General features: G+C 54.4%; 24 protein-coding genes and 4 tRNA genes. 7 read left to right on the forward strand and 21 right to left on the reverse strand.

All coding sequences use genetic code 11. The features are described 5' to 3' along the window. Positions 1-45 precede the first annotated feature (45 nt). From corA to lptM, 8 genes are all read right to left on the reverse strand, one after another. On the reverse strand, positions 46-996 hold the full coding sequence (gene corA, locus LDB27_RS21750) for a magnesium/cobalt transporter CorA (RefSeq protein WP_000947139.1): 951 nt from the start codon (positions 994-996) through the stop codon (positions 46-48). A gap of 155 nt (positions 997-1,151) precedes the next feature. Then, positions 1,152-1,208: a YsgD/CorL family protein gene (gene ysgD / locus LDB27_RS21755; protein WP_213083418.1), complete on the reverse strand. Its 57-nt coding sequence runs from the start codon at positions 1,206-1,208 to the stop codon at positions 1,152-1,154. A gap of 259 nt (positions 1,209-1,467) precedes the next feature. After that, entirely contained in the window at positions 1,468-3,630 is a 2,163-nt protein-coding gene (gene uvrD / locus LDB27_RS21760; protein WP_000383436.1) for a DNA helicase II, read from the reverse strand. Positions 3,631-3,765: 135 nt separating this feature from the next. Further along, positions 3,766-4,482 carry a 5-amino-6-(5-phospho-D-ribitylamino)uracil phosphatase YigB gene (gene yigB, locus LDB27_RS21765; RefSeq protein WP_001213559.1) on the reverse strand — a complete coding sequence of 239 codons (717 nt, stop codon included), beginning with the start codon at positions 4,480-4,482 and terminating at the stop codon, positions 3,766-3,768. Continuing rightward, complete coding sequence (xerC, locus tag LDB27_RS21770; protein WP_000132868.1) at positions 4,482-5,384, reverse strand: tyrosine recombinase XerC; 903 nt, start codon at positions 5,382-5,384, stop codon at positions 4,482-4,484. Before xerC ends, yigB begins: the two co-directional genes overlap by 1 nt. Continuing rightward, complete coding sequence (locus LDB27_RS21775; protein ID WP_000812760.1) at positions 5,381-6,088, reverse strand: DUF484 domain-containing protein; 708 nt, start codon at positions 6,086-6,088, stop codon at positions 5,381-5,383. The genes xerC and LDB27_RS21775 overlap by 4 nt, the downstream gene beginning before the upstream one ends. Next, complete coding sequence (dapF, locus tag LDB27_RS21780; protein WP_001160671.1) at positions 6,085-6,909, reverse strand: diaminopimelate epimerase; 825 nt, start codon at positions 6,907-6,909, stop codon at positions 6,085-6,087. The genes LDB27_RS21775 and dapF overlap by 4 nt, the downstream gene beginning before the upstream one ends. Positions 6,910-6,945: 36 nt before the next feature. Further along, entirely contained in the window at positions 6,946-7,149 is a 204-nt protein-coding gene (lptM, locus tag LDB27_RS21785; RefSeq protein WP_000799903.1) for an LPS translocon maturation chaperone LptM, read from the reverse strand. A 185-nt stretch (positions 7,150-7,334) separates the two neighbouring features. On the opposite strand from lptM, the gene LDB27_RS21790 reads away from it, so the two are divergent. From LDB27_RS21790 to cyaY, 3 genes are all read left to right on the forward strand, one after another. Then, on the forward strand, positions 7,335-9,347 hold the full coding sequence (locus LDB27_RS21790; protein ID WP_001530890.1) for a hypothetical protein: 2,013 nt from the start codon (positions 7,335-7,337) through the stop codon (positions 9,345-9,347). Beyond that, positions 9,326-9,715, forward strand: coding sequence for a DUF3021 family protein (locus tag LDB27_RS21795; protein ID WP_001124433.1), 390 nt, complete (start codon positions 9,326-9,328; stop codon positions 9,713-9,715). The genes LDB27_RS21790 and LDB27_RS21795 overlap by 22 nt, the downstream gene beginning before the upstream one ends. A gap of 69 nt (positions 9,716-9,784) precedes the next feature. Continuing rightward, positions 9,785-10,105, forward strand: a complete 321-nt coding sequence (gene cyaY / locus LDB27_RS21800; RefSeq protein WP_000999928.1) for an iron donor protein CyaY — start codon at positions 9,785-9,787, stop codon at positions 10,103-10,105. A gap of 77 nt (positions 10,106-10,182) precedes the next feature. Here cyaY and cyaA read toward each other — a convergent pair whose 3' ends face one another. Further along, positions 10,183-12,729, reverse strand: a complete 2,547-nt coding sequence (cyaA, locus tag LDB27_RS21805; protein WP_000281719.1) for a class I adenylate cyclase — start codon at positions 12,727-12,729, stop codon at positions 10,183-10,185. Positions 12,730-13,105: 376 nt separating this feature from the next. Between cyaA and hemC the strand changes: the two genes are divergently transcribed. Genes hemC through hemY form a run of 4 tightly spaced genes read left to right on the forward strand, consistent with a single transcriptional unit; the run spans position 13,106 to position 17,174 of the window. Continuing rightward, a complete protein-coding gene (hemC, locus tag LDB27_RS21810; protein WP_001521319.1) occupies positions 13,106-14,047 on the forward strand; it encodes a hydroxymethylbilane synthase in 942 nt (313 codons plus the stop codon). After that, a complete protein-coding gene (gene hemD / locus LDB27_RS21815) occupies positions 14,044-14,784 on the forward strand; it encodes a uroporphyrinogen-III synthase (RefSeq protein ID WP_000025495.1) in 741 nt (246 codons plus the stop codon). The genes hemC and hemD overlap by 4 nt, the downstream gene beginning before the upstream one ends. 21 nt (positions 14,785-14,805) lie before the next feature. Beyond that, complete coding sequence (gene hemX / locus LDB27_RS21820) at positions 14,806-15,975, forward strand: uroporphyrinogen-III C-methyltransferase (protein ID WP_000138960.1); 1,170 nt, start codon at positions 14,806-14,808, stop codon at positions 15,973-15,975. 2 nt (positions 15,976-15,977) lie between these two features. Continuing rightward, positions 15,978-17,174, forward strand: a complete 1,197-nt coding sequence (gene hemY / locus LDB27_RS21825; protein WP_001546072.1) for a protoheme IX biogenesis protein HemY — start codon at positions 15,978-15,980, stop codon at positions 17,172-17,174. A 581-nt stretch (positions 17,175-17,755) separates the two neighbouring features. On the opposite strand, the gene LDB27_RS21830 is transcribed toward hemY, so the two are convergent. The 12 genes from LDB27_RS21830 to rfbA form a co-directional block, all read right to left on the reverse strand. Next, a tRNA-Pro gene (locus tag LDB27_RS21830) sits at positions 17,756-17,832 on the reverse strand. A gap of 42 nt (positions 17,833-17,874) precedes the next feature. Beyond that, positions 17,875-17,961: transfer RNA gene (locus tag LDB27_RS21835), tRNA-Leu, on the reverse strand. A 20-nt stretch (positions 17,962-17,981) separates the two neighbouring features. Then, positions 17,982-18,057, reverse strand: a tRNA-His gene (locus LDB27_RS21840). Positions 18,058-18,111: 54 nt separating this feature from the next. After that, positions 18,112-18,188: transfer RNA gene (locus LDB27_RS21845), tRNA-Arg, on the reverse strand. A gap of 102 nt (positions 18,189-18,290) precedes the next feature. Next, on the reverse strand, positions 18,291-19,676 hold the full coding sequence (gene thrP, locus LDB27_RS21850; RefSeq protein ID WP_000818378.1) for a bifunctional threonine/serine APC transporter ThrP: 1,386 nt from the start codon (positions 19,674-19,676) through the stop codon (positions 18,291-18,293). A 206-nt stretch (positions 19,677-19,882) separates the two neighbouring features. Further along, positions 19,883-20,623, reverse strand: coding sequence for a lipopolysaccharide N-acetylmannosaminouronosyltransferase (gene wecG, locus LDB27_RS21855; RefSeq protein ID WP_225519899.1), 741 nt, complete (start codon positions 20,621-20,623; stop codon positions 19,883-19,885). After that, complete coding sequence (gene wzyE / locus LDB27_RS21860; protein WP_000055605.1) at positions 20,620-21,978, reverse strand: ECA oligosaccharide polymerase; 1,359 nt, start codon at positions 21,976-21,978, stop codon at positions 20,620-20,622. Before wzyE ends, wecG begins: the two co-directional genes overlap by 4 nt. After that, entirely contained in the window at positions 21,975-23,054 is a 1,080-nt protein-coding gene (locus tag LDB27_RS21865; protein ID WP_000217190.1) for a TDP-N-acetylfucosamine:lipid II N-acetylfucosaminyltransferase, read from the reverse strand. Before LDB27_RS21865 ends, wzyE begins: the two co-directional genes overlap by 4 nt. After that, positions 23,051-24,301, reverse strand: coding sequence for a lipid III flippase WzxE (wzxE, locus tag LDB27_RS21870; protein ID WP_000050298.1), 1,251 nt, complete (start codon positions 24,299-24,301; stop codon positions 23,051-23,053). Before wzxE ends, LDB27_RS21865 begins: the two co-directional genes overlap by 4 nt. Before the next feature lies 1 nt (position 24,302). Continuing rightward, complete coding sequence (gene rffA, locus LDB27_RS21875; RefSeq protein WP_000612080.1) at positions 24,303-25,433, reverse strand: dTDP-4-amino-4,6-dideoxygalactose transaminase; 1,131 nt, start codon at positions 25,431-25,433, stop codon at positions 24,303-24,305. A 4-nt stretch (positions 25,434-25,437) separates the two neighbouring features. Further along, positions 25,438-26,115, reverse strand: coding sequence for a dTDP-4-amino-4,6-dideoxy-D-galactose acyltransferase (rffC, locus tag LDB27_RS21880; RefSeq protein ID WP_001145156.1), 678 nt, complete (start codon positions 26,113-26,115; stop codon positions 25,438-25,440). Next, the gene (rfbA, locus tag LDB27_RS21885; protein ID WP_000676077.1) at positions 26,093-26,974 is read right to left on the reverse strand and encodes a glucose-1-phosphate thymidylyltransferase RfbA; all 882 of its coding nucleotides are present in this window, start codon (positions 26,972-26,974) and stop codon (positions 26,093-26,095) included. The genes rffC and rfbA overlap by 23 nt, the downstream gene beginning before the upstream one ends. Between the last annotated feature and the right edge of the window lie 2 nt (positions 26,975-26,976).

Here is a 26,976-nt window from a genome sequence, read left to right on the forward strand (position 1 = left end):
CCTGATCCTGTAGGCCTGGTAAGCGTAGCGCCACCAGGCACAATATTACAGCCAGTTCTTGCGCTTAAAGTACAGATACGGCGCAAGCCCCGCCAGAATCATAAAGATAATCGCGCCTGGATAACCAAAGCTCCACTTCAGTTCCGGCATAAACTCGAAGTTCATCCCATAGCTGGAAGCGACCAGCGTCGGCGGCAGGAACACCACGGAAACCACCGAGAAGATTTTGATAATGCGGTTCTGCTCGATGTTGATAAAACCCATCGCCGCCTGCATCAGAAAGTTCACCTTCTGGAACAGCGATTCATTGTGCGGCAGCAGAGATTCGATATCGCGCAGGATCTCACGCGCCTGCTCCAGCTGCCCGCCCGGTAAGCGCGCCTTGCGCACCAGGAAGTTCAGCGCGCGCTGGGTATCCATCAGACACAGGCGTACCTTCCAGCCGATATCTTCCAGTTCCGCCAGCGTGGAGAGCGCTTCGTCGTATTCATCGCCCTGATGCCCTTCCATAATGACGCGGCTCAGTTTTTCCAGATCGCTGTAGATGTTTTCGATTTCATCCGCTAACTGTTCAATTTTGGTTTCGAACAGATCGAGCAGTAATTCGTATGCATTACCGTCGACCATCGCCTGGCTGCGGGCGCGCATACGATACAGACGGAAGGCGGGCAGTTCGCGTTCACGCAGCGTAAACAGACGGCCATCGCGAATAGTGAATGCCACCGTAGAGTTACCGGCATGATCTTCCGCATCTTCGAAGAAGAAGAAGGAGTGGATATGCAATCCGTCTTCGTCTTCAAAGAAGCGCGCGGATGCTTCGATATCTTCCAGTTCAGGACGCGTCGCCAGACTCTGGCCCAGCTCAGATTGTACGCGCAATCGCTCGTCGTCGTCCGGTTCGACCAAATCAACCCATACGGCATCAATCAGGCTTTGTGACTCCTCGACTTCCAGCCGGGTCAGTCGGTTTTTTTCCAGTTGAAATGCGCTCAGCATGACCGGGACTCCCAATGCGTAAAAATATCGGACAGTTCAGATGGGCACACAGAAACAAATTGGGTTTCAGACCATTAAACAGCCTGACTCAACGCGACGGGAAAAAATGAAAGGTCGCTGACAACCGCTAAGGCTATCAGCAAAAAGGGATAGCCTTAGGAGTTGATCCTGGATAACAGGATAATGAGCCAGTATCTACTGGGTGTGTCCAAGGCGAATGTCCTCTTAGCGTAATCGTGGGCGCATGTTACGCCAGCAAAAATTTGCCGTCAACACGCAACGAAACGCGAAAAAGCAATAATTTCCCCTTATGCAGAAAGGTTAGCAGAGTGAGAGTATTTATCTATGATTTCAGAATATTAACATCACTATATCGCCGGATGGCGGCTTCGCCTTATCCGGCCTACAAATCAAAATGTTAGCCAGCGCGTAGGCCGGATAAGAGGTGCCATCCGGCAATATGAGAGCCGGTCAAACCGTTTCCAGCTTCGCATACGCGGCAACCAGCCATTTGATCCCTTGCCCCTGAAAAGCCACCTGCAACCGGCTATGCTCGCCGCTGCCCTCCAGGTTGACAATAGTTCCCTCGCCGAACTTCGCATGGCGCACGCGTTGGCCGAGTTTGTAGCCTGTGTCGTTTTCCGCCAGCGGCGTTCCCATTCGTTGATGGCTCACCGGACGACTGACGGTGGCGCGCAGACGGACCTCTTCCACGCACTCCTCCGGCAGTTCGCCGATAAAACGCGACGGGCGATGGTAGACCTCTTTACCGTACAGACGACGCGTTTCGGCATAGGTTAGCGTTAGTTTCTGCATGGCACGGGTAACGCCGACGTAGGCCAGACGACGCTCCTCTTCCAAACGCCCGCCCTCATCCAGCGACATCTGGCTGGGGAACATGCCCTCTTCCATACCGACGATAAACACCTGCGGAAACTCCAGCCCTTTGGCCGAGTGCAGCGTCATCAGCTGTACTGCATCCTGCCAGGTATCCGCCTGCCCCTCGCCCGCTTCCAGCGCCGCATGAGAGAGGAAGGCCTGCAACGGCATTAAATCTTCATCTTCGTCGTTGTAGCTGAACTGCCGCGTCGCCGTCACCAGTTCCTCTAAGTTTTCGATGCGCGTCTGGCCTTTCTCGCCTTTTTCTTGCTCATACATGGTGCGCAGGCCGGAATCTTTGATCACCCGGTCAGTCTGCACATGCAGCGGCATGTCGGCGGTTTCCTGCGCCAGAGCATCGATCAGTTCCATAAAGCGTTGTAGCGCGCTGGCCGCACGCCCGGCCAGGGCTTTTTCCTGTAACAATTCACGGCACGCTTGCCACAATGTTAGCTGGCGATCGCGCGAGGTCTGGCGCACCACGTCCAGCGTACGGTCGCCGATGCCGCGCGTCGGGGTGTTCACCACGCGTTCAAAGGCGGCATCATCGTTGCGATTGGCAATCAAACGCAGATAAGAGAGCGCATCTTTGATCTCCTGGCGTTCGAAGAAGCGCATACCGCCGTAAATCCGGTACGGCATACTGGCCTGTAATAACGCTTCTTCCAGCACGCGCGACTGGGCGTTGCTGCGATAAAGGATGGCGCATTGCGCAAGCGCGCCGCCGTTGTCCTGCCAGGTTTTGATACGGTTAACCACAAAGCGCGCTTCATCCAGTTCGTTGAAAGCGCAGTACAGCGATATCGGTTCGCCATCAACGCCGTCAGTCCACAGTTTTTTACCCAGACGCCCATTGTTATTCTCAATCAGAGCGTTCGCCGCGCTAAGGATGTTGCTGGTCGAGCGGTAATTCTGCTCCAGACGAATGGTCTGCGCGCCGGGGAAATCATTGAGGAAGCGCTGGATGTTTTCTACCTGGGCCCCGCGCCAGCCGTAGATCGACTGGTCATCGTCGCCGACAATCATCACTTTACCGGTATCGCCCGCCAGCAGACGAACCCAGGCGTACTGAATATTGTTGGTATCCTGGAATTCGTCCACCAGAATGTTAGTAAACCGCTCGCGATAGTGTTGCAGGATGTGCGGCTTGTTCAGCCATAGTTCATGAGCGCGCAGCAGTAGCTCGGCAAAATCCACCAGACCAGCGCGATCGCACGCTTCCTGATAGGCCTGATACACCTTCTGCCAGGTCTGTTCCACCGGATTGCCATAGCTTTGGATATGGTGCGGGCGTAGCCCTTCGTCTTTCTGGCTATTGATGTACCACATCGCCTGACGCGGCGGCCACTGCTTCTCATCAAGATTCATCGCCTTAATCAGGCGTTTAAGCAAACGCATCTGATCTTCGCTGTCGAGAATCTGGAAATCCTGCGGCAAATTAGCGTCCATATGATGCGCGCGCAGCAGGCGGTGCGCCAGACCGTGGAACGTCCCAACCCACATTCCGCCCTGGCTGGTCCCCATCAACTGGCCAATACGATGGCGCATTTCCGCCGCCGCTTTGTTGGTAAAGGTCACCGCCATGATGGAATATGGCGAGTTGTTTTCTACGCTCAGTAACCAGGCGATACGGTGCACCAGCACGCGGGTTTTCCCGCTTCCCGCGCCCGCCAACACCAGCATGTTGCTACGTGGCGCGGCCACCGCTTCGCGCTGTTTATCATTAAGGCTGTCGAGCAGGTAAGAAACGTCCATTGGCACCGCCGCGTAAAAACATGAAAACTAAAAACGCCCGGTGGCGCTTCGCTTACCGGGGCTACTTATCGTAGGGCGGATAAGCATAACGCCATCCGCCAGAATAACTGGGAATTTATACAGAACTACTGGTGATTATATCAGCGAGGTGAGAGATGCCAACCGCGAAATTTCGATATGCGGCAGTAAACGGCTGTCCTGCGTCCGCATCAGGTCGGCATTTTCAGGTTTAATCCAGCAGGCCAGCATCCCACAGCGAATAGCGCCAGCCACATCGGTAGTCAGATCGTCGCCGACATGCAGGATCTCGCCGATCGGCACATGCAGCTTTTCCGCCGCCAGGAAATACATGTCGCTAAACGGCTTGGAACGTCCATCCGGGCCGGCGCGCAGTACAAACTTAAAGTAATCGCCGAGGCCAAACAGTTCCGGCTGGGCGTTGCCGTTAGTGATCGCCACCAGCGGCCTTTTTTTCGCAAGCTGCTGTAACGTCTCATGGGTAGCCTGCGGAACCTCAATCTGGCTGCGCCATTTGGCAAAATGCATCATCGCCGCATTCGCGCCGGCAATGGCCTCCTGCGCCGATAATCCCGCATCCCGCATGGCCTGCTCTATCGCGCGATGGCGCCAGCGGGTAACGTCATGATAGATTTCCGGCTCCGCTTCACGCACCGCCTGCCGTATCCGCTGTAAATCGACGTTTTGAAACGAACGTAGCGACGGGTGATAATTTTGCATAAAAGCGAGCGCTTCCTGCTCAGTACGCAAAATCACCGGACGGTTATCATAAAGGGTATCATCCAGGTCAAAGGTGAGCGCGGCAATACGCCCCAAAGGCCGGTAAAAACGCATTATTTCCCCCGTTTAGCGCGCGGATGCGCCGCGTCGTACACTGAAGCAAGATGTTGAAAATCAAGATGAGTATAAATTTGGGTGGTGGAAAGGTTGGCATGACCCAGCAGCTCTTGCACGCCGCGCAGATCGCCGCTCGATTCCAGCATATGGGTCGCGAACGAATGGCGCAGCTTATGTGGATGCACGTGGCTGTTTAGCCCCTGCTTTATGCCCCATTCGGCGAACCGTTTTTGGACATTGCGCGCGGAGATACGCTTGCCGAGCTTCGACAGGAATAACGCCTCTTCATCGCTGGCGAACAGTCCGCGCAGATCCAGCCAGTGCTCAATCCACGTCACCGCGTTACGGCCAATCGGCAGGCGTCGCTCTTTGCTGCCTTTACCCATTACCCACACTTCGCCGGTATCGAGATCGAGGTGCTTTATATCCAGGCCAACCAGTTCGGATAAACGCAGTCCCGCGCCGTACATGACCTCCAGCATCGCCCGATCACGTACGGCGAGCGGATCGTTAAGATCGATGTCCAGCAGGCGGTTAACGTCGTCGACATCAATATTTTTCGGCAGATGACGCGGCGCTTTCGGTGCGGAGACACCCTTCGCCGGGTTAGCTTTCAATTCGCCCTGACTGACTAACCAGTCAAAAAAGCTTCGCAATGCCGAGAGACGTAGCGCCAGACTGGCAGGGCCAAGCCCTTTACGCCGACTGCGCACCGCAAAACTGCGCACAATCGCAGCGTCACATTGTTGCCAGCTTTTCAGCCCGGTTTCTCCGGCTAAAGCGATAATGGCATCAAGCTGACGCTGGTAGTTCTGCAGGGTAATGGGGCTAAGCTGGCGCTCCACGCCTAAATAGCGCAGGAACCGCGAGACATCCAGAGAAAGCGCGACATCCGTCATACGCGTTTAATCCAGCGTTCCAGCAGTTCCGGCAGCATCAGCGCGATCTCCTGTAAAAGCTGCGTCCCCTGCCCAGGCTGATAGTGGTGCGGGTCACGGCTGCTGAAGAGAATCACCCCGAGGTCGCCATCGCTGCCCATCATCGACATAGCTACCGAGCCTACAGCTTTCGCCTCCGGCAAGACCACCAGCAGTTCCGGGCCGTTTAGCGGGCCAAGATAATGCTGCGACTGTCCCAGTCGTTGAATACGCAGCGGCTCGAAGGCCTGACGGTTTAAAGCCAGATGCGTATAGCGCGATGGCGCGCCAAGACGCCACCGATCCGGGAACAAACGCAGCGTCGCGCCGGCAAGCCCCAAATCGCGCGCCCAGCGGTGAAACCGCATCAGCATCTCATCCAGACTATCCGCGGCGACCAGACGGCTTTGCAGATGCAGCAAGCGATAAAACAGGCTTTCATTGGCATGAGCCTGTTCCATCAGCAGCGTCATATTTTCTTCAAGCACATTGATGTGATTACGCGCGCGGGCCATATGCCACTCAACGAGCGAAACCGTTCCCCGCACGGGATGTGGAACACGCATCGCTTCCACGGCATGGGCGTTACGGATAAAAAACTCAGGGTGGTGGCGCAGGTAATCGACGACCGCTCGATCGTCCAGTTCCGTGAGCGTTTCCTGTAGTTCTTCCTCTGGTTGCTTCATAAATGGATAAATCCGTCGTAGATATGTGCCGCCGGACCAGTCATGTATAACGGATGACCCGGACCTTTCCAGGCGATATCCAGCCGACCGCCCGGTAATTCCACGCGTACTTCTTCAGCCAGCAGCCCCTGCTGAATCCCCACGGCAACGGCAGCGCACGCGCCGCTGCCGCACGCGCGGGTCTCCCCTGCGCCGCGTTCATAGACTCGCAGCCGGATATGCTCACGTCTTACAACCTGCATAAAACCAATGTTGGCGCGTTCCGGAAAACGCTCATGGCTTTCCAGAACCGGCCCCAGTGTTTCAACAGCCGCCGTGTCGACATTATCAACCTGAATGACACAGTGCGGATTGCCCATTGAAACCACGCCGCACAGTATGGTCTGTTCCGCCGCTCGCATAATATACGTCTTTTCCGCTTTGTTGGCGCGAAAAGGCACCTGCGCGGGTTCAAAGTTTGGCTCCCCCATATTCACCCGCACCAGTTCATCTTCCGTGACGCTCAGTACCATCCGGCCATTCGCGGTACTGACCCGAATATCGCGTTTATTGGTTAGCCCTTTCAGGCGAACAAATCGCGCGAAACAGCGCGCGCCATTGCCGCACTGCGAGACTTCACTGCCGTCGGCGTTGAAGATGCGGTAATGAAAGTCCAACTCAGGATCATAGGGCGGCTCAACCACCAGCAGCTGATCGAACCCTACGCCCAGGTGTCTGTCGGATAGCCGACGAATCAGTTCCGGCGAAAAAAAGACATTCTGCGTTACCGCGTCGACGACCATAAAATCGTTGCCAAGGCCATGCATTTTAGAGAATTGCATCATTCACTCCGTTCACACGGGGACAGAAAACTATCCTCAGTAATTGACCTGGGACGGGCCATCTCCCGTTGCGCGATCGTTCTTATCGGGCATCGTGGACTGCGTTTGCGAATCGACTTTTTTCGTCGGCGGCGGCGCATTTTTATCGGCTGGCGGGAAATAAAGCGGCCCTTTCAAACCGCAGCCCGTCAGGCTGAACAGAGTCAGAAGTACAGCGAGTGTCTTAAACACGTTTTTCATTATGGATTGCCTGTAAGTTCATGCTTTCTATTTTCTATCATCGCAGGAGAAGGCGTAAAAGCAAGCGTTTAGGGGCTCTTTATAAAATCTGAAAAGCGGCGCGTTGCCATGATTATTGCGCATTTACATCAGGAAACATGCTTTGCTAATCACTTTAGGTTTACGTACCACGTCCGGATGACCTTATGCAATATCGTAATTTGTTTTGCCTTTTTTCGCTTTCACTTCTGCTGCCTCCCGCCTGGGGATGCCGGCTAAGTGAATCTCCGCACAATGTTTATCAACGGCAAGGCAGCGGCGTGGTTTATCTCCAGCCAGAAGAGGAGAACAATCTTTCGTTGCCGGAGGTGAATTTCAAACGCCTGCGTCGGTTACCCAATTCATTGATTAACCCAGCAACTCAGGATGAGTGGGACAGGGAACCACCGCTCACCGACCTGACGACCGATCACGTTCATACCGGTGCACAGGCTATCTTCCCGCACTTTTCCTACTACAGCGACGGACGCGTTATTCTGTACGGTGGAAAAATCATGCGTAATCCGCCGGGGACGCCATCGGTAGATGTCGCCTCATTTCGCGCCTTTGGCAAAATCGGTGTTGATAAAAATAGTCTCTATTACGAAGGCAAACGAACGGATGACAACGGCGGCGAAAACCGCGTTAATTTACAGTCATTGCGCAAAGTTGAATTCAGCAGCCAGTGGAAACCAGACCTGATGGGCTTGACGCTGCGCGACGATCGCTTTCTTTATGTCGAAGGGCATCGCCTGAGCGACCCGGACAGTTTCACCGTTCTGGCGCAAAAGCCCTGGGATCAGCGCGGTAAATTTTCCGCCACATTTAATCCGTGTGTCGCTGTCCCCTTTGGTCCCTGGGATACGCTGGCCCGCACGCGTACAAAAATAATGCTCAATGGCGAACTATTGGACGCCGATCCGGATACCTTTTCCGTGGTGCGCTGGATGCCCGGTTCTCTATTGACCTGGCGCGATAAAAACGGCTTGCACCGTTACGTTCTCAACCAGAACAACCTGGATTGGGACATGCAAATTGAAAAACACTGTGATGCGTTCAACCTGCAGGAAAAACGCGTTCTGTGGCGTAAAGGTCCGGGATGTAAATTTGCCGAAATCCCCGGCCTTGACCCGGAACAATTTCATCCGCTCAGTAATGCGGTGGCGCAGTATCAGGATCGGCTTTATGTCATCAGGAAAACGGAATTCGGCGAAAACCAACTGGATGTCGTCACGCTGGATAACCCAAATCTGGTGATAGACAAGCGTTTTAATGCCGGGCGGCATCACGGTTATTTACTCACTAAAACGCGATCCGACTTTAAGGAAGAAGACGGATTGCAGGTATTCGAGTCGGCTGGCCCGCTTATTCTGATGGACTATCACGTTCCGGGCGAGACAGAAGCGCATCTGGGCGACAGCCCACATTACAAAAAATGGTACGCGCGCGACGATCGCTATGTTTACGCGTTTGATGGCGCTCAACTGTGGCGCTATCCCACGCCCAATCCCAAAGCTCTACGCGTGAAATGGCAAACAACGTACTCAGGATACGGCTATTGGGTGGATTACCGCATAGCCCAGTTAGATGGCGCTCTCATGGAGGATGGCTCTTTTATCGCCACGGGTATCCCGCGCGATCCTTCCGTAAAAACAGCCTATGTTAAAACCGATGGCACCTTTGACATCGGCAAAACAGCGGTTCGCTGGCGCAAGTCTCTGTCACCTGACGGCGAGTGGGGCCGTTGGCAAACCATTCCCAACGTTGACCCGAGTCAGTTTCATCTGGTTAACGATCGCATAGCGCAATATAAGAACCGGCTATACATTGCGAGGCTCTCACCTTTTGGCGAAGACCAGTTGGAAACGCTGGAACTGGATAGCGCAACCCCCTTCCTGAACCGGAAAATTAACGCCGGAAAAGAGCACAGCTATTTTATGCGTGATAGCCAACAAGGTCAGGGTATTCAGATGTTTAGCATCAATGGGCCGCTAAAAGTCACCGAGCGTTTTGCGTATGACAACCGCTACGTTTATACGTGGATTGGCAGCCAGCTTTACCGAACAGCATCCCCCTGCCCGGATAAGACGCATACTCTGAATAGGAACGTCAGGTACACCAACAATAAAGACATCATCATCATAACGCAGGCACAGGAATGCCAAAAATCACGCCGCTAAGCCGTTTTGCGCGCTTGGATAAACATTTGAAAAACGCCCTTCGGGGCGTGGGGATCGGTTCATGCATTTACGTCATTATTGAAAGCATTATGCACGGCACGATAAACGGTGTTGAAGCTGCCGGAGTCCTGACGATAAGCGCGGTACTCGGTCTGCTTAGCGCTCTTTTGGATATCAAAGCAAAGCCACGCTATCCCCTAATCCTGCTGCATTTTCTCCTTTGCGGCAGCTGCGTCGTGCTGATGGTAGCAATGCTGTCGGCTCTGAACCATTTCCCGGTTAATGCGTCCGTCATCCTCATTGCCAGTGCGCTATTTATCGCCATTTATCTACCGCTGGGTTTTATTCTTTACCGCTCACAACGCTAAGGCGTATCGGTTCCAGAAGCTGACGCTTCCCCTTATACTGGCGCTATCACTCAATAGCGGGATAAAACAATGAACGACAGTGAATTTCATCGCCTGGCTGACGCCCTGTGGCTCACCATTGAAGAACGCCTCGATAGCTGGGACGGCGACAGCGATATCGACTGCGAAATCAACGGCGGCGTGCTGACCCTCAGCTTTGAGAACGGCAGTAAAATCATTATTAACCGTCAGGAGCCGCTGCATCAGGTATGGCTGGCGACCAAACAGGGCGGCTATCACTTTGACCTGAAAGGCGACGAGTGGATTTGCGATCGCAGCGGCGAAACCTTCTGGGATCTGCTGGGGCAGGCGGCAACGCAGCAGGCGGGTGAAAAGGTGAGTTTTCGTTGATTTATTTGCCGGATGCGCTTTGCTTATCCGGCTTACTGTAGGCCCGGTAAGGCGTAGCCGCCACCGGGCAAAAATCCTCAGGAAAAATACTGCTGCAATAGCGGCGCGTCATGATCCTGGTTTGCTGGCGGCACGGTGTTGATAGGCTGCGTACGGAATGGGATCACCTGCTCGCGGCCATCGGTTTTCACTATCTGGTAGAACTGCGGCAGGTTAAAGTTGATAAAACTGGAGCCATACGTGAAGCGATCGTGCGATGACGAATAGAAGCGGCTGACGTCGCGCACCAGTTCTTCCTTGCTACCCTCGCAGTGGTGATACACTTCCGCCCGGTTACTTTCATCCAGAATATAAATATTAAAGCCTTTCTCATCGCCCGTTTCTTCAAAGAAGAACTGGATAATCCCTTCGCTGGCGAAGCCATCCACCACTGACGGCAATTTCACCTGGTTGGTTTCCACCTGTACCGACAGCCCGTGCAGCTTGTTATGCGAAATCGCGCCGTAGAATTCGATAGCGTTCTCCAGCTTCTGCACCGAGACATTCAAGCGTTCGAAGAATAGTCCCCACGTCTGCCCGGAAACCCGCAGCGCCTTGAATCGACCGGTCTCCTGACGGGTGCTGGAAAGACGTAGCTCGATACATTCGGAGACCAGCTGCTGCACGCGGGTACGAATCAAACCGCGAAGATGCTGACTGTAGCAGAACACTTCGACGCTATCCGGCGGCGCGGCATCCTGGTGCATTTTCCCCAGAATCGTTTTCAGCGCTTCGATCATCGCCTGCTCGCCGTTAAAGTGCAGAGTACGCACTTCGTTCCACGAGTTGCGATATAACAAGTCGATACTGCCTATCAGACAGTTTTGCTCTTCGCCAAAGCTGAAAACGTCCAGCTTACGGAAGTCAAAATGGACCACTTTATTGCGAAACGCCGCCGTCGGGTCATATTCGAGGTTAACGATAATCGCCAGATGGCGAATTTCACAGGGGCTGTAGAGCGCTTTCGGCGTCGGAGCAGGCAAGCGCAGCGGGAAATGGTGCGAAACATCGGCGACCATCTCCTGCAACTTAGGCAGGTCGACAATACCGTTGCCCTTAATAAACAGATGCGTTCGCGACGTCAGCAGGCCGTTGAACCACGCCCACGCGACCAGCTTATTAAGATAACGGTTATATTCCAGCGGCTGATGACTGATGATGGAATCCATGTTCGGCGCGCGGTTGTAGAGATACCAGCCTGAACGGTTGGCGCGTCCCGGCGGCACATGGATAAAGGTTAAATTCGGCTCGGACAGATCCGGCGATATCTGCGGGTTCACCAGCGTGACTTTACCCGGCAACGCTTCAAACGCCGCGTACAGCTTACGCGTCAGTACGCCGATATCCTGCGGGCTGGCACTCACGCTGAGGTTGTTGCGCCGCGCAAAGCGAATCAGATTACGATAGCTTTGCATCATGGCGTCGAGCAATTCGTTGTGAGCTTCGCGCACCTGATCGATTTTCCAGTTTGCGCGATTATCGAGCATGGTCAGACGCGCGTCGTCCCATCCCCACTCGCTGACTAACTGGCTTAATACTTCCCGACGCCAGCCTACGCAGGCACGCTCGCGACTTAATTTCTCGCACACTTTCAGGTAAAAGCAGCGGCGGACTAAATCCAGCCGCGTCGGATCTTCAATCGCCGTCAGGTATTCAGTGACCCGTTCCAGCATCATGCAGTAGGGATCGAGTCCAAACGATACGATTTCACCGTCATGCAGACGTTGTTTAATATCTTTCGCCAGCAGACGTGGGTTGGGATATTCCCATGAGTAGGCTTCCAGCAGCAGCGTTTTCAGCACTGCTTTGTACGGCGAGTCAATGCTCTTGTATAGCTGCCACAGGCTGGCGCCAAAGTACTCTTCGGCGGAGAGCGAGCTTAAGCCCCCCAGATCCAGCCATTCATTTGGCGTTAATACGCCCTGCGCGTAGAGCGTCATGACATAGTCGTCGTAATGCTCTTCTTCGTCGCACGGCACCATACTCCACAGGATACGCTTCCCGGCCAGGCGCACAGCGGTACGATAAAACTCATCAAGCAACAGGATATGCTGCGTAGAACCACAGTCTTCCCCGCCCAGACTGCCGCTTTCGTTATGGCGGAAACGGTTCTCGTCGATCAGGAAGAAGCTCACCTCAACGCCAAGCGAGGCGGCCCAGCTTTCCAGCAGGCTACACTTACGTTGCAGCAACTGACGCTCTTCACCGTCGAGCCAGGACTGATGGCACACCCAGATATCCAGGTCGGACGAGCAGCTCTGCCCGACCGAGGAGGTGCTGCCCATGGTGTAAACGCCGGTAATCGGCAGCTCGCCCTTCGGCGGGTCCTGCGGCGTCATACCGCGGTACAGCTCAAGTTCGTTCAGATAGTGGCGTTGGGTTTCATCAGGCGTGTAGAAGCAAATACCGCTGGGAACGTTACCATCAAGGTAACCCGGCATCAGTGGATGGTGATAGTGCAATAATGTCGGCAGAAGACTGTAAACCTGCTGAAAAGCGGGTCCCATGGCAGCAAGCGCGCGATCCACACGCAGTTGATTTATGGCATCCAGTCTCTGTTTCAGAGTCTCAATATAGAGGTACAAGACGTATCGCCTGATGTTGCTACCCGTCATGGTGCAGGTCAGTACTTGACCGTCGCCATTCGGGATAAACCGTATGTCAAAAATAACCGTTACCCATTCTCGCCTGCATATTTTTATCCAATACCGACGAAAAAATGGTCTAAAACGTGATCAATTTAACACCTTGCTCATTGACCGTAAAGAAAGATGCGCTACATACAAGTGTAGCACCGTTCGCTGCGTGTAAATTCTTAAATACGGGCTGGCGGTTTCTCGTCATTATTCACTGTCATTGACGACACTGCGCCTTATCCTCTCACTCACGGTGACCGGAAAACTAACATACTCTCTATAAGGATGTTAGGATGGTCAATGATTGATAATGACGGTAACAAGCATGTTAGACAATGTTTTAAGAATTGCCACACGCCAAAGTCCCCTTGCGCTTTGGCAGGCACATTATGTCAAAGACGCATTGATGGCAACCCATCCGGGACTGACGGTAGAACTGGTGCCGATGGTCACACGCGGCGACGTGATTCTCGATACTCCCCTGGCGAAAGTGGGCGGTAAGGGACTGTTTGTTAAAGAGCTTGAAATCGCGCTGCTGGAAAAGCGCGCTGATATCGCCGTGCACTCTATGAAAGACGTTCCGGTGGCCTTCCCGGATGGTCTCGGTCTGGTGACCATTTGCGAGCGCGAAGATCCGCGCGACGCGTTTGTCTCGAATAAATATCACAGTCTGGACGATCTGCCCGCGGGTAGTATCGTCGGGACGTCCAGTTTGCGTCGTCAGTGTCAACTGGCGGAGCGCCGTCCGGACCTCATTATCCGTTCGTTGCGCGGCAACGTCGGCACACGTCTCGGCAAGCTGGACAACGGCGACTATGACGCCATTATCCTGGCCGTGGCCGGTCTGAAACGCTTAGGTCTGGAGTCGCGCATTCGCACAGCCTTGCCGCCCGACGTTTCACTTCCTGCCGTAGGCCAGGGCGCCGTCGGGATTGAGTGTCGTCTTGACGACGCGCGAACGCAGGCGCTGCTCGCACCGTTGAATCACTCGCAAACCGCGCTACGCGTAACGGCGGAACGCGCTATGAACACCCGCCTGGAAGGCGGTTGTCAGGTGCCGATTGGCAGCTATGCAGAAATCATCAACGGTGAAATTTGGTTACGCGCGCTGGTTGGCGCGCCGGACGGTTCGGTGATGGTGCGCGGCGAACGTCGTGGTTCTCCCGAGCAGGCGGAGCAAATGGGCATCTCGCTTGCAGAGGAACTGCTGGAAAACGGCGCGCGCGCGATTCTGACGGAAGTTTATAACGGCGAGACGCCCGCATGAGTATTCTGATCACCCGCCCCTCTCCCGCAGGGGAAGCGTTAGTGAGCCGTCTGCGCGCACTGGGGCAGGTGGCCTGGAGTTTTCCACTGATTGAATTTGTCGCCGGTCGGGAGCTACCCACCCTGGCCGACCGCCTGGCGACTCTGACGGAAAACGATCTGGTTTTTGCCCTTTCACAGCACGCCGTCGCCTTTGCTCACGCCCAGCTCCAGCGGGATGGTCGAAACTGGCCTGCGTCGCCGCGCTATTTCGCGATTGGCCGCACCACGGCGCTCGCCCTTCATACCGTTAGCGGGTTCGATATTCGTTATCCATTGGATCGGGAAATCAGCGAAGCCTTGCTACAATTACCTGAATTACAAAATATTGCGGGCAAACGCGCGCTGATTTTGCGTGGCAATGGCGGCCGCGAACTGCTGGGCGAAACCCTGACAGCTCGCGGAGCCGAAGTCAGTTTTTGTGAATGTTATCAACGATGTGCGAAACATTACGATGGCGCGGAAGAAGCGATGCGCTGGCATACTCGCGGCGTAACAACACTTGTTGTTACCAGCGGCGAGATGTTGCAACGGCTCTGGTCGCTGACTCCCCAGTGGTATCGTGAGCACTGGTTACTACGCTGTCGGCTATTGGTCGTCAGTGAGCGTCTGGCGCACCTCGCCCGGGAACTGGGCTGGCAAGATATTAAGGTCGCTGATAACGCCGACAACGATGCGCTGTTGCGCGCATTACAATAACTCTCATAATGGGATGCCATAATGACGGAACAAGAAAAATCCTCCGCCGTGGTTGATGAGACCAGGGAGAGCGTGGAAACCACGCCACAGCCAGTTAATACCGAGAAAAAAAGTAAGAACGGCGCCGCGCTGGTATTAAGCGCGGTGGCGATTGCGATTGCCCTGGCGGCAGGTATTGGGCTTTATGGCTGGGGGAAACAGCAAGCAACCGCGCAAACGGAAACCAGCGATGCGCTGGCGACGCAACTAACCGCCTTGCAAAAGGCACAGGAGAGCCAAAAAGCGGAGCTGGAAGGGATTATCAAAAAACAAGCGGCGCAGTTAGATGACGCGAATCGCCAACAGGCGGCGCTGGCGAAACAGCTTGATGAAGTACAACAAAAAGTCGCCACTATTTCCGGCAGCGATGCTAAAACCTGGCTGCTGGCGCAGGCTGATTTCCTGGTGAAACTCGCCGGACGTAAGCTGTGGAGCGATCAGGACGTCACTACCGCCGCTGCGTTGCTCAAAAGCGCTGACGCCAGTCTGGCGGACATGAATGACCCCAGCCTCATTACCGCACGACGCGCGATTACTGACGATATCGCCAGCCTGTCATCCGTTGCGCAGATCGACTACGACGGCATTATTCTCAAGCTCAATCAGCTCTCTAACCAAATCGATAACTTGCGTCTGGCGGATAACGATACCGATGGTTCGCCGATGGATTCAGACAGCAGCGAGCTGTCCAGCTCGCTAAGCGAATGGCGCGTTAACCTGCAAAAAAGCTGGCAGAACTTTATGGACAGCTTTATTACCATTCGCCGCCGCGATGATACCGCTGTACCGCTGTTGGCGCCCAACCAGGACGTCTATTTACGCGAAAATATTCGCTCTCGCCTGTTAGTCGCCGCGCAGGCCGTGCCACGCCATCAGGAAGAAACATACCGTCAGGCGCTGGATAACGTTTCGACCTGGGTTCGCGCTTATTACGATACTGACGACGCCGCGACAAAAGCCTTCCTGGAGGAGGTCGATAAATTAAGCCAGCAAAATATCACGATGGATCTGCCGGAAACCCTGGAAAGCCAGGCGATTCTTGAAAAACTGATGCAAACCCGCGTGCGTAATCTGCTGGCGCAACCGACAGTCTCTACGGCAGCGCCTGCCACGCAGACAGACGCTCCGGCAGCCGCGCCGCAAGGAGAATAATGATGCTAAAAGTATTATTGCTCTTTGTGTTGTTGCTCGCGGGTATCGTGGTCGGCCCGATGATAGCCGGTCACCAGGGCTATGTGTTAATCCAGACCGATAACTACAACATTGAAACCAGCGTCACCGGCCTGGCGATCATTCTCATCGTCGCTATGGTGGTGCTATTCGCCATTGAGTGGTTGCTACGCCGTCTGTTTCGTACCGGCGCGCACACCCGCGGTTGGTTTGCCGGCCGTAAACGCCGTCGCGCCCGCAAGCAGACCGAACAGGCGCTGCTGAAGCTGGCGGAGGGCGACTATCAGCAGGTTGAAAAGCTGATGTCAAAAAATGCCGACCATGCTGAACAACCGGTGGTAAATTATCTGCTGGCGGCAGAAGCGGCGCAGCAGCGCGGCGATGAAGCACGCGCTAATCAGCACCTTGAACGTGCGGCAGAGCTGGCGGGGAACGACACCATCCCGGTCGAGATTACACGCGTGCGCTTACAGCTGGCGCGCAATGAAAATCACGCGGCGCGTCACGGCGTGGACAAACTGCTGGAGGTCACGCCGCGTCACCCGGAAGTTCTGCGTCTGGCGGAGCAGGCCTATATTCGCACCAGCGCATGGAGTTCTTTACTGGATATCATCCCATCCATGGCGAAAGCGCACGTTGGCGATGAAGCGCATCGCGCCATGCTCGAACAACAGGCGTGGATAGGACTCATGGATCAGGCGCGCGCCGAGCAGGGCAGCGAAGGATTACGCACCTGGTGGAAAAACCAAAGCCGTAAAACCCGCCATCAGGTGGCGCTGCAGGTCGCGATGGCCGAGCATCTGATCGAATGTGACGATCATGATATGGCGCAGCAGATTATCATCGACGGTCTGAAACGCCAGTATGACGATCGACTGGTGCTGCCCATTCCTCGCCTCAGAACCAATAATCCGGAACAACTGGAGAAAGTGCTGCGCCAGCAAATTAAGACAGTAGGCGATCGCCCGCTGTTATGGAGCACACTCGGTCAGTCGCTAATGAAACACGGTGAATGGCAGGAGGCGACTCTGGCTTTCCGCGCCGCGCTGAAACAACGCCCGGACGCGTATGATTATGCCTGGCTTGCCGATGCGCTTGATCGACTGCATCAACCGGAAGAGGCCGCCGCCATGCGGCGCGACGGCCTGATGCTGACATTACAGAACAATCCCCCGCAGTAATCCCCCCTTGCCCGGTGGCGCTTCGCTTACCGGGCCTACCGCCTACACAAAATCATTCGGGATGCATAAAAAAACGCCTGCCCGGTTAAGGGGCAGGCGTCAAAACAGGTCTGTATGACAACATAAAGGGGTGCTTCACTCAACGTTGTGTCCAGGGTGTTTGATGAGGCGTAAGCGACATCTGTCAGTGGACGATAAGCACCGTAAACGGCTCTGCATCATTCCTGAGTTTATGAGGCCAGAAGGCGAACATAAGAGATGGAATGAGCATCTACCCGTACATTATTGCACATAACGTGCCATCTTTGCACCGCTAAAAAACAGGCGCAGGTATTAAAAAAACGTAGAGAATTCACGCGATTGTCATCCCCCCGCCGCTGGCGAGGTTTTAGCGTGTCGCCTGGCGGAGACAGAACAGGATGTTTTTTATAAAGTGATTATAAATCAATAGATTATTCGTCACCGAATAGCGACAAATAAAGCCTGGGATATCGCCAATAAACCATAATGGCAACACGTGCGGGATAAGCGGTTGAAAAGAAACAGAAAACAAAAAACCCCGCCGAAGCGGGGTTCAAAATTGGTCGGCGAGAGAGGATTCGAACCTCCGACCCACTGGTCCCAAACCAGTTGCGCTACCAAGCTGCGCTACTCGCCGATATACTGCTTTTTTGAATTTTTAGTTCAATTCATTGAGTCGTGGTGCGAGGGGGGGGACTTGAACCCCCACGTCCGTAAGGACACTAACACCTGAAGCTAGCGCGTCTACCAATTCCGCCACCTTCGCGTTTCACAACTCTATATTAATGGGGTGGCTAATGGGATTCGAACCCACGACAACTGGAATCACAATCCAGGGCTCTACCAACTGAGCTATAGCCACCACTGAAACTTTTTACGCGGTATTAAACCACCGCAGCTCAAGCACCTAAATAAATGGTACGCCCGACAGGATTCGAACCTGAGACCTCTGCCTCCGGAGGGCAGCGCTCTATCCAGCTGAGCTACGGGCGCTTAGCGCCGTTGCGGGGGTGGATAATACGGACTTCACACCCCGCTGTCCAGTGCCTTTTTAAATAAAATGCGCGTTTGGTTATGCTTTGCGCATTTTGGCGCTTATTCCCCCACCTTGTGGGCGGTTCCGTGACGATTCAGACCGAAAACTTTGTAGACCAGCGTGACGGCCAGCAGGAAGATGACGCCGACAAACAGCGACATGCGCGTATCTTCATTAAAGTACATGCCGATTAAAACGCAAACCAGAAACGCCATCGTCAAATAGTTCGCCCACGGGAACATAATGGAACGAAAAGGATGATCCGCAATCGCTTCTTTATGCGCCCGACGAAAGCGCAGTTGGCTAATCAGAATGACAAACCACGGCACCATCCCCGGCAGTACGCTGGCGCTATAAACGTAAACAAAGACGCGCTGCGGATTGGGGATGATGTAGTTCAGGCAAGAACCTACCAGCAAAATCAAAATAGAGAGCGCCACGCCCGCGACCGGCACGCCGTGGCGAGAGACTTTCGCGACTGCCGCCGGCAGTTGACGGTTTTTCGCCAGCGCGTAAAGCATACGCCCACAGCTATACATTCCGCTGTTACAGCCGGAGAGCGCCGCCGTCAGCACGACAAAGTTGATAATGCCTGCCGCGGCGGTGATGCCGATTTTCGCGAAGGTGAGTACAAAGGGGCTGCCGTTGCTGCCAATCTCATTCCACGGGAAAATGGTGACGATCACGAAAATCGCGCCAACATAAAAAATTAGGATACGCCACAGCACCTTACCCACCGCGCTACGCAACGTCACCTGCGGATTCTTCGCTTCACCGGCGGTAATACCGATCAACTCAACCCCCTGATAAGAGGCCACCACGATACATAATGCGGTCAGAAAGCCTTTCCAGCCGCCAGCAAAAAAGCCGCCATGCTCGGTCAGATTACCAAAGCCAATCGCCTGGCCGCCGTTACCAAAGCCGAAGAAAATCACCCCCAGACCGATGATGATCATCACAATAATCGTGGTGACTTTGATCATCGCAAACCAGAACTCGATTTCACCATACAGGCGCACCGCAGCCAGATTCGCCAACGCGACCAGTCCGACGGCAATCAGCGCCGGTATCCACTGCGCCATCTCCGGAAACCAGAACTGGACGTAGACCCCAATGGCGGTAATTTCCGAGATCCCGACCGCCATCCACATAAACCAGTATGACCAGGCGGTAAGATAGCCAAAAAAAGGACTCATATACCGGTGGGCGTACACGGCAAAGGAGCCGGTAACAGGTTCCAGAAAGAGCATCTCCCCCATCGAACGCATAATGAAAAAGACGAACAATCCGGCGATGATATACGCCAGCAGCACTGACGGGCCCGCCCATTTCAGCGTACTGGCGGCGCCCATAAAGAGTCCGACGCCGATGGTGCCCCCAAGGGCAATCAATTCAATATGACGAGCTTCCAGCCCACGCTGTAGCTCCGGTTTTTTCTCTGCCATAAATCCTCATGTCGTGTTTGCAACGGTTCCGGTAGTACCGGTTATTGTTATGGGTACATCGATTGTTGCGAATATTTTCTTAAATTTGGACAAATGGCAAATGGAGCATTAAAAAAATGCACTTATTGTGTAAGAAATCATCGATTGTGTTGTAAATGAGCAGCGCCATAAGCACAATCCGCTGCTCAAGTCATCAGAAGGGAGAATTAGAGATCGCCAGTATAGTGCCAGCGAAGGTAGCGCAGCAGACGCATCTGGCGGGTAATACGCTTCGGTTGAGAAAGCAGACGATACAACCACTCCAGCCCCAGGTTCTGCCATATTTTGGGGGCGCGTTTGACGTGACCGGTAAACACATCATAGGTACCGCCCACCCCCATATATAGCGCATGGGGATGCACTTCCCGACAATCGCGCATGAGCAATTCCTGTTTTGGCGATCCCATCGCGACGGTGACAATTTTCGCGCCGCTGGCATGGATACGCGAAAATAGCGCCTGACGCTGCTCCGGCGTAAAGTAACCGTCCTGGCTACCCACAATATTGACGTTCCACTGCGTCCGCAGTTTTGCTTCCGTCTGCGCCAGCACCTCAGGCTTGCCGCCGACAAGAAATACCGGCGTGCCTTCTTTACCCGCGCGCGCCATTAACGCTTCCCAAAGGTCAGCGCCAGCCACACGAGAAACCTGCGCCTGCGGAAATTTTTTACGTATTGAACGCACCACGCTGATGCCATCGGCATATTTAAATTCCGCCGCCGCTATCAACGCGCGGACTTCCGGATTATCTTCCGCCGTCAGCAGCTTTTCGGCGTTGATTGCCACCAACGTACCTTGCTTCAGTTGTCCATCGGTAAACAGATAATTCAGCGCGTGTGACATGTCGCGCCAGCCAATCAGAGGTAATCCTCGCAGCGAGTAAAGGGGCGCAGCGGCATTGTTAGTCATAGTTTTCCTTCCACCTGTGCCTGAGGGAGCGAAGTTGTACGTTTATGAATCAGTCCGGCGCTATCAAATAACCAGAACAGAAGCTTAGCGACCAGCAGGCTGGCGCCAAAAACCACCAGGAAGAAAACCACGCGCGAGACAAACGAATCCAGCCCTTCTCGCGCCAGCACAATCATATTAAAGATGGCGCCAAAGCAGAAACTGTGCAGAATCGCCGCCTTATAGCGATTGGGCTCCCGGTTACCCAGTTCATATAGCCAGTCGAACCATTTGATAATCAGCCCGACGACGATCGCGCCGAGCGGAATAAACAGCGCCCCGCCCATGACCACCAGCGATCCGATAAGCGTTGGCGATATCGCCAGGCCAGAATGGTTGTTCAGGACTTCCCAGGTGAAGTAATTCGCAGAATTCAGCACGATACTGGGTCGTCCCGGCCATAACCAAGTGGGAATAAAGACGTAGAAATCACGCACGATAGGGGCCAGCCCCTGAAAATCGATATTGTGGTAATTTTGCAACAGCAGCGCCAGATTCTCCCACGGCGAAAAGGTATCGCGCGTCAGATAAAGAAACGTATAGAACGCCTCATCGCCGCTCACATTTAATCCGTAGCGTTTGAGCGCCAGCCAGAACATACCGACAATCCCCAGCACGCCCGCCGCTGCCAGCATCCACAGGCTGATCCAGCCCCGAATAATGCCGATAAACAGGAAGATAGCAAACGCAATAATGATGTTAGCGCGCGTGCCGCCGACAATCATGTAGGTCAACAGACCAAACGCGACGGTGCTCACCAGAAAGAACAGCCACGCTTTGCTGTCCTGGCGCAGGAAATAGACCACCAGCATCGCCGGAATGAAGAAATAGAAGAACCGTTTTAACGCCACGCCGGAGACTTCGCTGGAAAAGATCTGGCTGTAGGAGTGCAGCCGGAACAGCAAAAAGCCGTTATGCATAAAGAAAATCGCCACGCTCACCAGCGCGATGCCCATCAGGATCACCCAGGTAAGGTGGGTTTCCACCCGGTTCATGGTAAATAGCGGCTTGCGTGGTACATCCACAACGCGTTTGCGTAAACGCGTTTTATAGGTCACGTAATACACGCCGTAGAAACAGGCGGCGGATAATAGAGCCTGCAATAAGATTTCCGGCGGCGCGACGCCAACGTCGAAACGAAATACCAGCACGCTGGTTAGCGGAAAACCAAAAAAGAAGGTCAACAAAAACAGCAACGAAAAGAAAACGTTGAAGTTAAAACGCACGCGGCGAAATTCAAACCAGGTCAGCGTGGCGATAAACAGCGTAGAGAGCAGCCAGACCACCAGCAGCCCGCTGAATTGCATTAAACTCATTCGGCTTCTCCTGCGGCGATTCTCAACGCATTATGCCACGGTTGCAGGTAGTTGGGGCTAAAGAAGGTGATGCCGCTTTTATCTACCGATGCGAGCTGACGCTGCGCCTCGCGCACGACCTGCTCATTAAGATCGTCCGTGGTAAACAGAACGGGCAGATGCTGTTCCGCCATATCCTGCCAGAAAGGATTGTCGCGATTCAACACGCACGGGATATCGGCCTGAATTAGCAGGCACAACGTCCCGATCCCCTGTTGGCGGGCAAAAATAAAATAACCGAGGTCGCACTGGCGCAACAGCGCAAGATAGGCATCAAATTCCATTTTTTCGCTAAGAATTTGTAGATTTTCGGCGCTAAATAGCGCCAGACCGACCTGACGAACCTCATCAATATAGGCCTGGTTATTGGCCGGATAGCCCATCGGCACCACCACGTTTACCGTATCGCCAAACTGCTGATACACCGCCCGTAACGCCGTAATATGCTCGTTACTGCGATCGCCGGAGTTCCCTACCAAAATGGTCAATTTTCCCGCACGTTGGCGCTCTTTTGCCATAGAGTTCAGGGAAGGATCCATGCGCGTCGGGAAATAGAGCAACTCGCCGCGTACGCCCGGGTGCTGGCGCGCAAAATAGCTGAGATCGCCGCGCGTCGCGAATACGCCCCCTACTCGTCCCTGCGCGATACGACGAAGCGGGTAGAAAAGGCGGAATTTCAGCCCGTGGGACACTTCGTAGAGATCCGCGCCCCAGATATGCCAGTAAAACTGAGCTGGCTTAATACCGCCGCTTAACAGCGCCAGCCACAGGCTGGTGTTGAACTGACCGTGAAAGAAGAATCTCTGCCGACGATTTGCTTTCGCTTTGGCGATGACCGCCTGCGCCAGCGCTTTCTTACTGCCATAAAAACGAAGCGAGAGCGCCGGGCAGCTTTCCGTGAAGCCGTTATCTTCGCCAGCAACCATAAATTCACGCGCGTGCTCGCTTGTGGCGGCCAGCGTATCATTGAAAAACCGCAACACGGTGTGGTTATGGTGAGGGATATCCGATCCCAGGACGTGAATCAGTACAGTCATGCTCGCCTACGCCAGAGTAAAAATACGCCGCAACAAAGTGAAAAATAGACAATATAGGTGGCCATATAAGCCTGTGCCGCACCCAGCGCGCCGTGAGCGGGAATCAGCCAGTGAGCGAACGCCGTTAACAGAATGAACTGGCTAATTTCGGCCAGAATGTAAAATCGCAACGACGCTTTGGCAATCACCAGATAACCGAAAACATAGGCGCCGACTTTCAGCACGTCGCCCACTAACTGCCAGGCGAACAGATCGCGCATCGCGGTGAATTTGGCGGAAAAAAGCAGCCAGATAGCAAAATCGCGCAGTAGCCAGACGGTAAAACTCGCCGCCGCGACCGCCGGTAAAACAAATTTCAGCGCTTTTACCACTTCACGCGTAATGTCCTGTTTTTCCGTCAGGCGTGAGAGCGTAGGTAACAGGTAAACGCTGAAGGAGGCGGTGATAAATTGCAGATAGGCATCAGAAATACTGCTCACGCCCTGCCAGATCCCGACATCGCTCCAGCTATAGTGCGCGGCCAGTTGGTTTCGCATCATCACATAGGCGACCGGCATCGTAACGGAGGTAATCAGCGCCATCAGGGTAAATTTACTAAGCTGCCCTGCCAGACCGTTGTCCCAGGAGGGCTTGAGATAGCGTAGCGGGACGGTGCCGCGCTTAATCAGTATCATACCGGCTGGCACTACCACCAGCGCCGGCACCAGCGCCAGGCCAAGCAGAGCGCCTTCATAGCCGCCGACACGGTAGCAGAGATACCAGGCGACGACGCCCAAAAAGCTGCCGACAATTAACGATAAGGCATTACCCGACGCGTCACGAAAGCCCTTCATTAGCGCCAGCAGCAGGTTCGCCCAGGCGATCCCCATTTGTACCAGCGCAACCAGACGCACCAGCCCTTGATAGTCCGTATGACCGAACAGTCCCTGGCTAATCGGCGCCGCCGCCAGCAGGAAGACCAGCGCCAGCAGCGTAGAGAAACCCAATACCATCGCGGAGGAGGTTCCCACCACGGTACGTAACTGCGCCGGGTTATCATGATGTTGTGCGACGAGTTTGGTAACGCCGTTAAATATCCCGGCACCAGCCAATACGCCCAGCACGGTGATCATCTGGCGGAAGTTACCCGCTTGTCCGACGCCCGCCGGACCAAAAGAGACGGCCAGTAGTTTCACCACCAGCAGTCCGGCGCCAATTTTTACCAGCGTACTGACCGCCGTCCACAGGGAGGCTTTAGCAAGCGACATATCAGGAGAAATAATTTAGCAAGGTAGTAATCACCGTTCGTTGATCGACGGGCGCAAGGTTATAAAACAGCGGCAGACGCAACAAACGTTCGCTCTCTTTTGTGGTGTAGACATCGTCCCCGATAAACTCGCCAAATTTATCGCCCGCCGGACAATCATGCAGCGGAATGTAATGGAATACCGCCATGATTTCCGCCTCTTTCAGGAAATTAATCAGCGCGCTGCGATCGGCGATATCCCGCAGTTTGATGTAAAACATGTGGGCATTATGCCCGCAGTTTTCCGGAATAGAAGGCAGCTCGATACGCCCGGCGCGCGCCAGCGGCGTTAACGCATCGTAGTAAGTCTGCCACAGCGACAGACGCTGTTGATTGATACGATCGGCGGCCTCCAGTTGCGCCCACAGGTAGGCAGCCTGCAGATCGGACATCAAATAACTGGAGCCGATATCCCGCCAGGTGTATTTGTCCACCTGACCACGGAAGAACTGGCTGCGGTTGGTGCCTTTTTCGCGGATGATCTCCGCGCGTTCAATCAGCGTACGATCGTTGATCAGCGTCGCGCCGCCTTCGCCGCCAGCGGTGTAATTTTTGGTTTCATGGAAGCTAAAACAGCCGATGTGACCGATCGTTCCTAACGCGCGCCCTTTGTACGTGGACATCACGCCCTGGGCGGCATCCTCGACAACGAACAGATTATACTTATCCGCCAGCGCCATGATGACGTCCATTTCACAAGCGACGCCAGCGTAGTGTACCGGCACGATAGCGCGGGTTTTATCAGTAATTGCCGCCTCAATCAGCGTTTCGTCAATATTCATCGTATCCGGACGAATATCGACAAACACAATTTTCGCGCCGCGCAGGACAAAAGCGTTAGCGGTGGAGACAAACGTAAAGCTCGGCATGATCACTTCATCGCCGGGCTGAATATCCAACAACAGAGCCGCCATCTCCAGCGACGCGGTACAGGAAGGCGTCAGCAACACCTTCGCGCTGCCGAAATGTTGCTCCAGCCACTGCTGGCAACGGCGCGTAAAGCCGCCGTCGCCGCACAGTTTGCCGCTGCTCATTGCAGACTGCATGTATTCGAGTTCGGTTCCCACCACCGGCGGCGCATTAAAAGGAATCATGTTGTCACCTGTATAACCAGTACGCAGTGCTTTCGATGTTGGCACCGCTTTGTATGTAACGTTTAAGCGCGGCGGTGTTGCCCAACTGGGTCGCCACCCGCAATGTTGCTTTGCCGCGACTCTGCGCCCAACAGATCGCCGCCTGCATAAGTTCCGCTCCCGCGCCGCGTCCGGCCAACAGGCCAATGCGCGCGTCGGTATCATTCAATTCCCGCAGCGAGACGTAACCGCGGATAGCGCCTGTCTCTGTGCGAAGCACCAGACATTGGTGATCAAACGTGCCGCGTACCGCATTCTCAATCCACTGGGCGTAAAAACGGGCGCTGGCGTCGGGCGCATACCACGGCGCGCGAAAACGACTCTGCGTAAACGCCTCTCCGGCCAACTGACGCAAAGCAGGAATGTCCGTAAGGTGTGCAATTTCCGCGCCATGCTGGTCGCGATGCCCTTTTACCGGCAACGCAAAATCCACTTCGCCTTCAACCAAAGAGAATCCCAGCGATTGCAACGCCGACAGCCAGGCGATGTTTTCAGCCGGCACTTTTACCTGCACGCGTTGCCACGCCTGCAGCGCTTCTGGCGTTAATTCGGGCGCTGAGGCATCGATACGCACAATGCCGCTATTCACGCCAAAGAACGTATTTTCCCAGAGTAACGGTTCAATACTGGCGCGGACGGGCACGGAGCAACTCCAGTAAATATTGGCCATAGCCGGTTTTTTCAAGCTGACTGGCGGCGCGTTTCAAACCATCATCATCCAGCCAGCCGTTGCGCCAGGCAATTTCCTCCAGACAGGCAATTTTGAAGCCCTGGCGCTTTTCCACCGTCTGCACAAAAGTGCTCGCCTCAATCAGACTGTCGTGGGTGCCCGTATCCAGCCAGGCGAAACCGCGGCCCAGCAGTTCAACAGTCAGCTTACCTTCCTCCAGATACATCTGGTTGATAGAAGTGATCTCCAGCTCGCCACGCCCGGACGGTTTCACGCGCTTCGCATACTCGACGACCTTGCTGTCATAGAAATAGAGGCCGGTGACCGCCCAGTTAGATTTAGGCTGTTTCGGCTTTTCTTCCAGCGAGAGCGCGCGAAAATCATCGTCAAACTCCACGACGCCAAAGCGTTCCGGGTCCATGACCTGATAGCCAAATACTGTAGCGCCTTCGGTACGCGCCGCGACCTGACGGAGTTTGGGGCTAAAACCCTGACCAAAAAAGATATTGTCGCCCAATACCAGGCATGAGGGTTCACCGTTGAGGAACGTTTCGCCAATGATAAAGGCCTGCGCCAGCCCGTCCGGACTGGGCTGTTCGGCATAGTGTAAATCGATACCGAACGCTGCGCCGTCACCCAGCAAACGCTGAAAGTCGCGTTTATCCTCCGGCGTGGTGATGATCAAGATCTCACGAATGCCCGCCAGCATTAGCACCGATAACGGATAGTAAATCATCGGTTTATCGTAGACGGGCAGAAGCTGCTTTGATACGCCGCGCGTAATGGGATGCAACCGGGTACCGGAACCTCCCGCCAGAATGATGCCTTTCATTC

This window comes from Salmonella sp. JXY0409-18 (assembly GCF_020268625.1).
GTDB classification, from domain to species: domain Bacteria; phylum Pseudomonadota; class Gammaproteobacteria; order Enterobacterales; family Enterobacteriaceae; genus Salmonella; species Salmonella enterica.

What these genes read in the sequence shown, in the direction of transcription:
- thrP (WP_000818378.1), bottom strand. Translation starts at nt 19,676, where the DNA reads ATGGCAGAGAAAAAACCGGAGCTACAGCGTGGGCTGGAAGCTCGTCAT.
- cyaY (WP_000999928.1), top strand. Translation starts at nt 9,785, where the DNA reads ATGAACGACAGTGAATTTCATCGCCTGGCTGACGCCCTGTGGCTCACC.
- hemY (WP_001546072.1), top strand. Translation starts at nt 15,978, where the DNA reads ATGCTAAAAGTATTATTGCTCTTTGTGTTGTTGCTCGCGGGTATCGTG.
- LDB27_RS21865 (WP_000217190.1), bottom strand. Translation starts at nt 23,054, where the DNA reads ATGACTGTACTGATTCACGTCCTGGGATCGGATATCCCTCACCATAAC.
- LDB27_RS21795 (WP_001124433.1), top strand. Translation starts at nt 9,326, where the DNA reads ATGCCAAAAATCACGCCGCTAAGCCGTTTTGCGCGCTTGGATAAACAT.
- corA (WP_000947139.1), bottom strand. Translation starts at nt 996, where the DNA reads ATGCTGAGCGCATTTCAACTGGAAAAAAACCGACTGACCCGGCTGGAA.
- uvrD (WP_000383436.1), bottom strand. Translation starts at nt 3,630, where the DNA reads ATGGACGTTTCTTACCTGCTCGACAGCCTTAATGATAAACAGCGCGAA.
- dapF (WP_001160671.1), bottom strand. Translation starts at nt 6,909, where the DNA reads ATGCAATTCTCTAAAATGCATGGCCTTGGCAACGATTTTATGGTCGTC.
- yigB (WP_001213559.1), bottom strand. Translation starts at nt 4,482, where the DNA reads ATGCGTTTTTACCGGCCTTTGGGGCGTATTGCCGCGCTCACCTTTGAC.
- lptM (WP_000799903.1), bottom strand. Translation starts at nt 7,149, where the DNA reads ATGAAAAACGTGTTTAAGACACTCGCTGTACTTCTGACTCTGTTCAGC.
- wzyE (WP_000055605.1), bottom strand. Translation starts at nt 21,978, where the DNA reads ATGAGTTTAATGCAATTCAGCGGGCTGCTGGTGGTCTGGCTGCTCTCT.
- wzxE (WP_000050298.1), bottom strand. Translation starts at nt 24,301, where the DNA reads ATGTCGCTTGCTAAAGCCTCCCTGTGGACGGCGGTCAGTACGCTGGTA.
- hemD (WP_000025495.1), top strand. Translation starts at nt 14,044, where the DNA reads ATGAGTATTCTGATCACCCGCCCCTCTCCCGCAGGGGAAGCGTTAGTG.
- rfbA (WP_000676077.1), bottom strand. Translation starts at nt 26,974, where the DNA reads ATGAAAGGCATCATTCTGGCGGGAGGTTCCGGTACCCGGTTGCATCCC.
- LDB27_RS21790 (WP_001530890.1), top strand. Translation starts at nt 7,335, where the DNA reads ATGCAATATCGTAATTTGTTTTGCCTTTTTTCGCTTTCACTTCTGCTG.
- hemX (WP_000138960.1), top strand. Translation starts at nt 14,806, where the DNA reads ATGACGGAACAAGAAAAATCCTCCGCCGTGGTTGATGAGACCAGGGAG.
- rffA (WP_000612080.1), bottom strand. Translation starts at nt 25,433, where the DNA reads ATGATTCCTTTTAATGCGCCGCCGGTGGTGGGAACCGAACTCGAATAC.
- hemC (WP_001521319.1), top strand. Translation starts at nt 13,106, where the DNA reads ATGTTAGACAATGTTTTAAGAATTGCCACACGCCAAAGTCCCCTTGCG.
- xerC (WP_000132868.1), bottom strand. Translation starts at nt 5,384, where the DNA reads ATGACGGATGTCGCGCTTTCTCTGGATGTCTCGCGGTTCCTGCGCTAT.
- wecG (WP_225519899.1), bottom strand. Translation starts at nt 20,623, where the DNA reads ATGACTAACAATGCCGCTGCGCCCCTTTACTCGCTGCGAGGATTACCT.
- LDB27_RS21775 (WP_000812760.1), bottom strand. Translation starts at nt 6,088, where the DNA reads ATGAAGCAACCAGAGGAAGAACTACAGGAAACGCTCACGGAACTGGAC.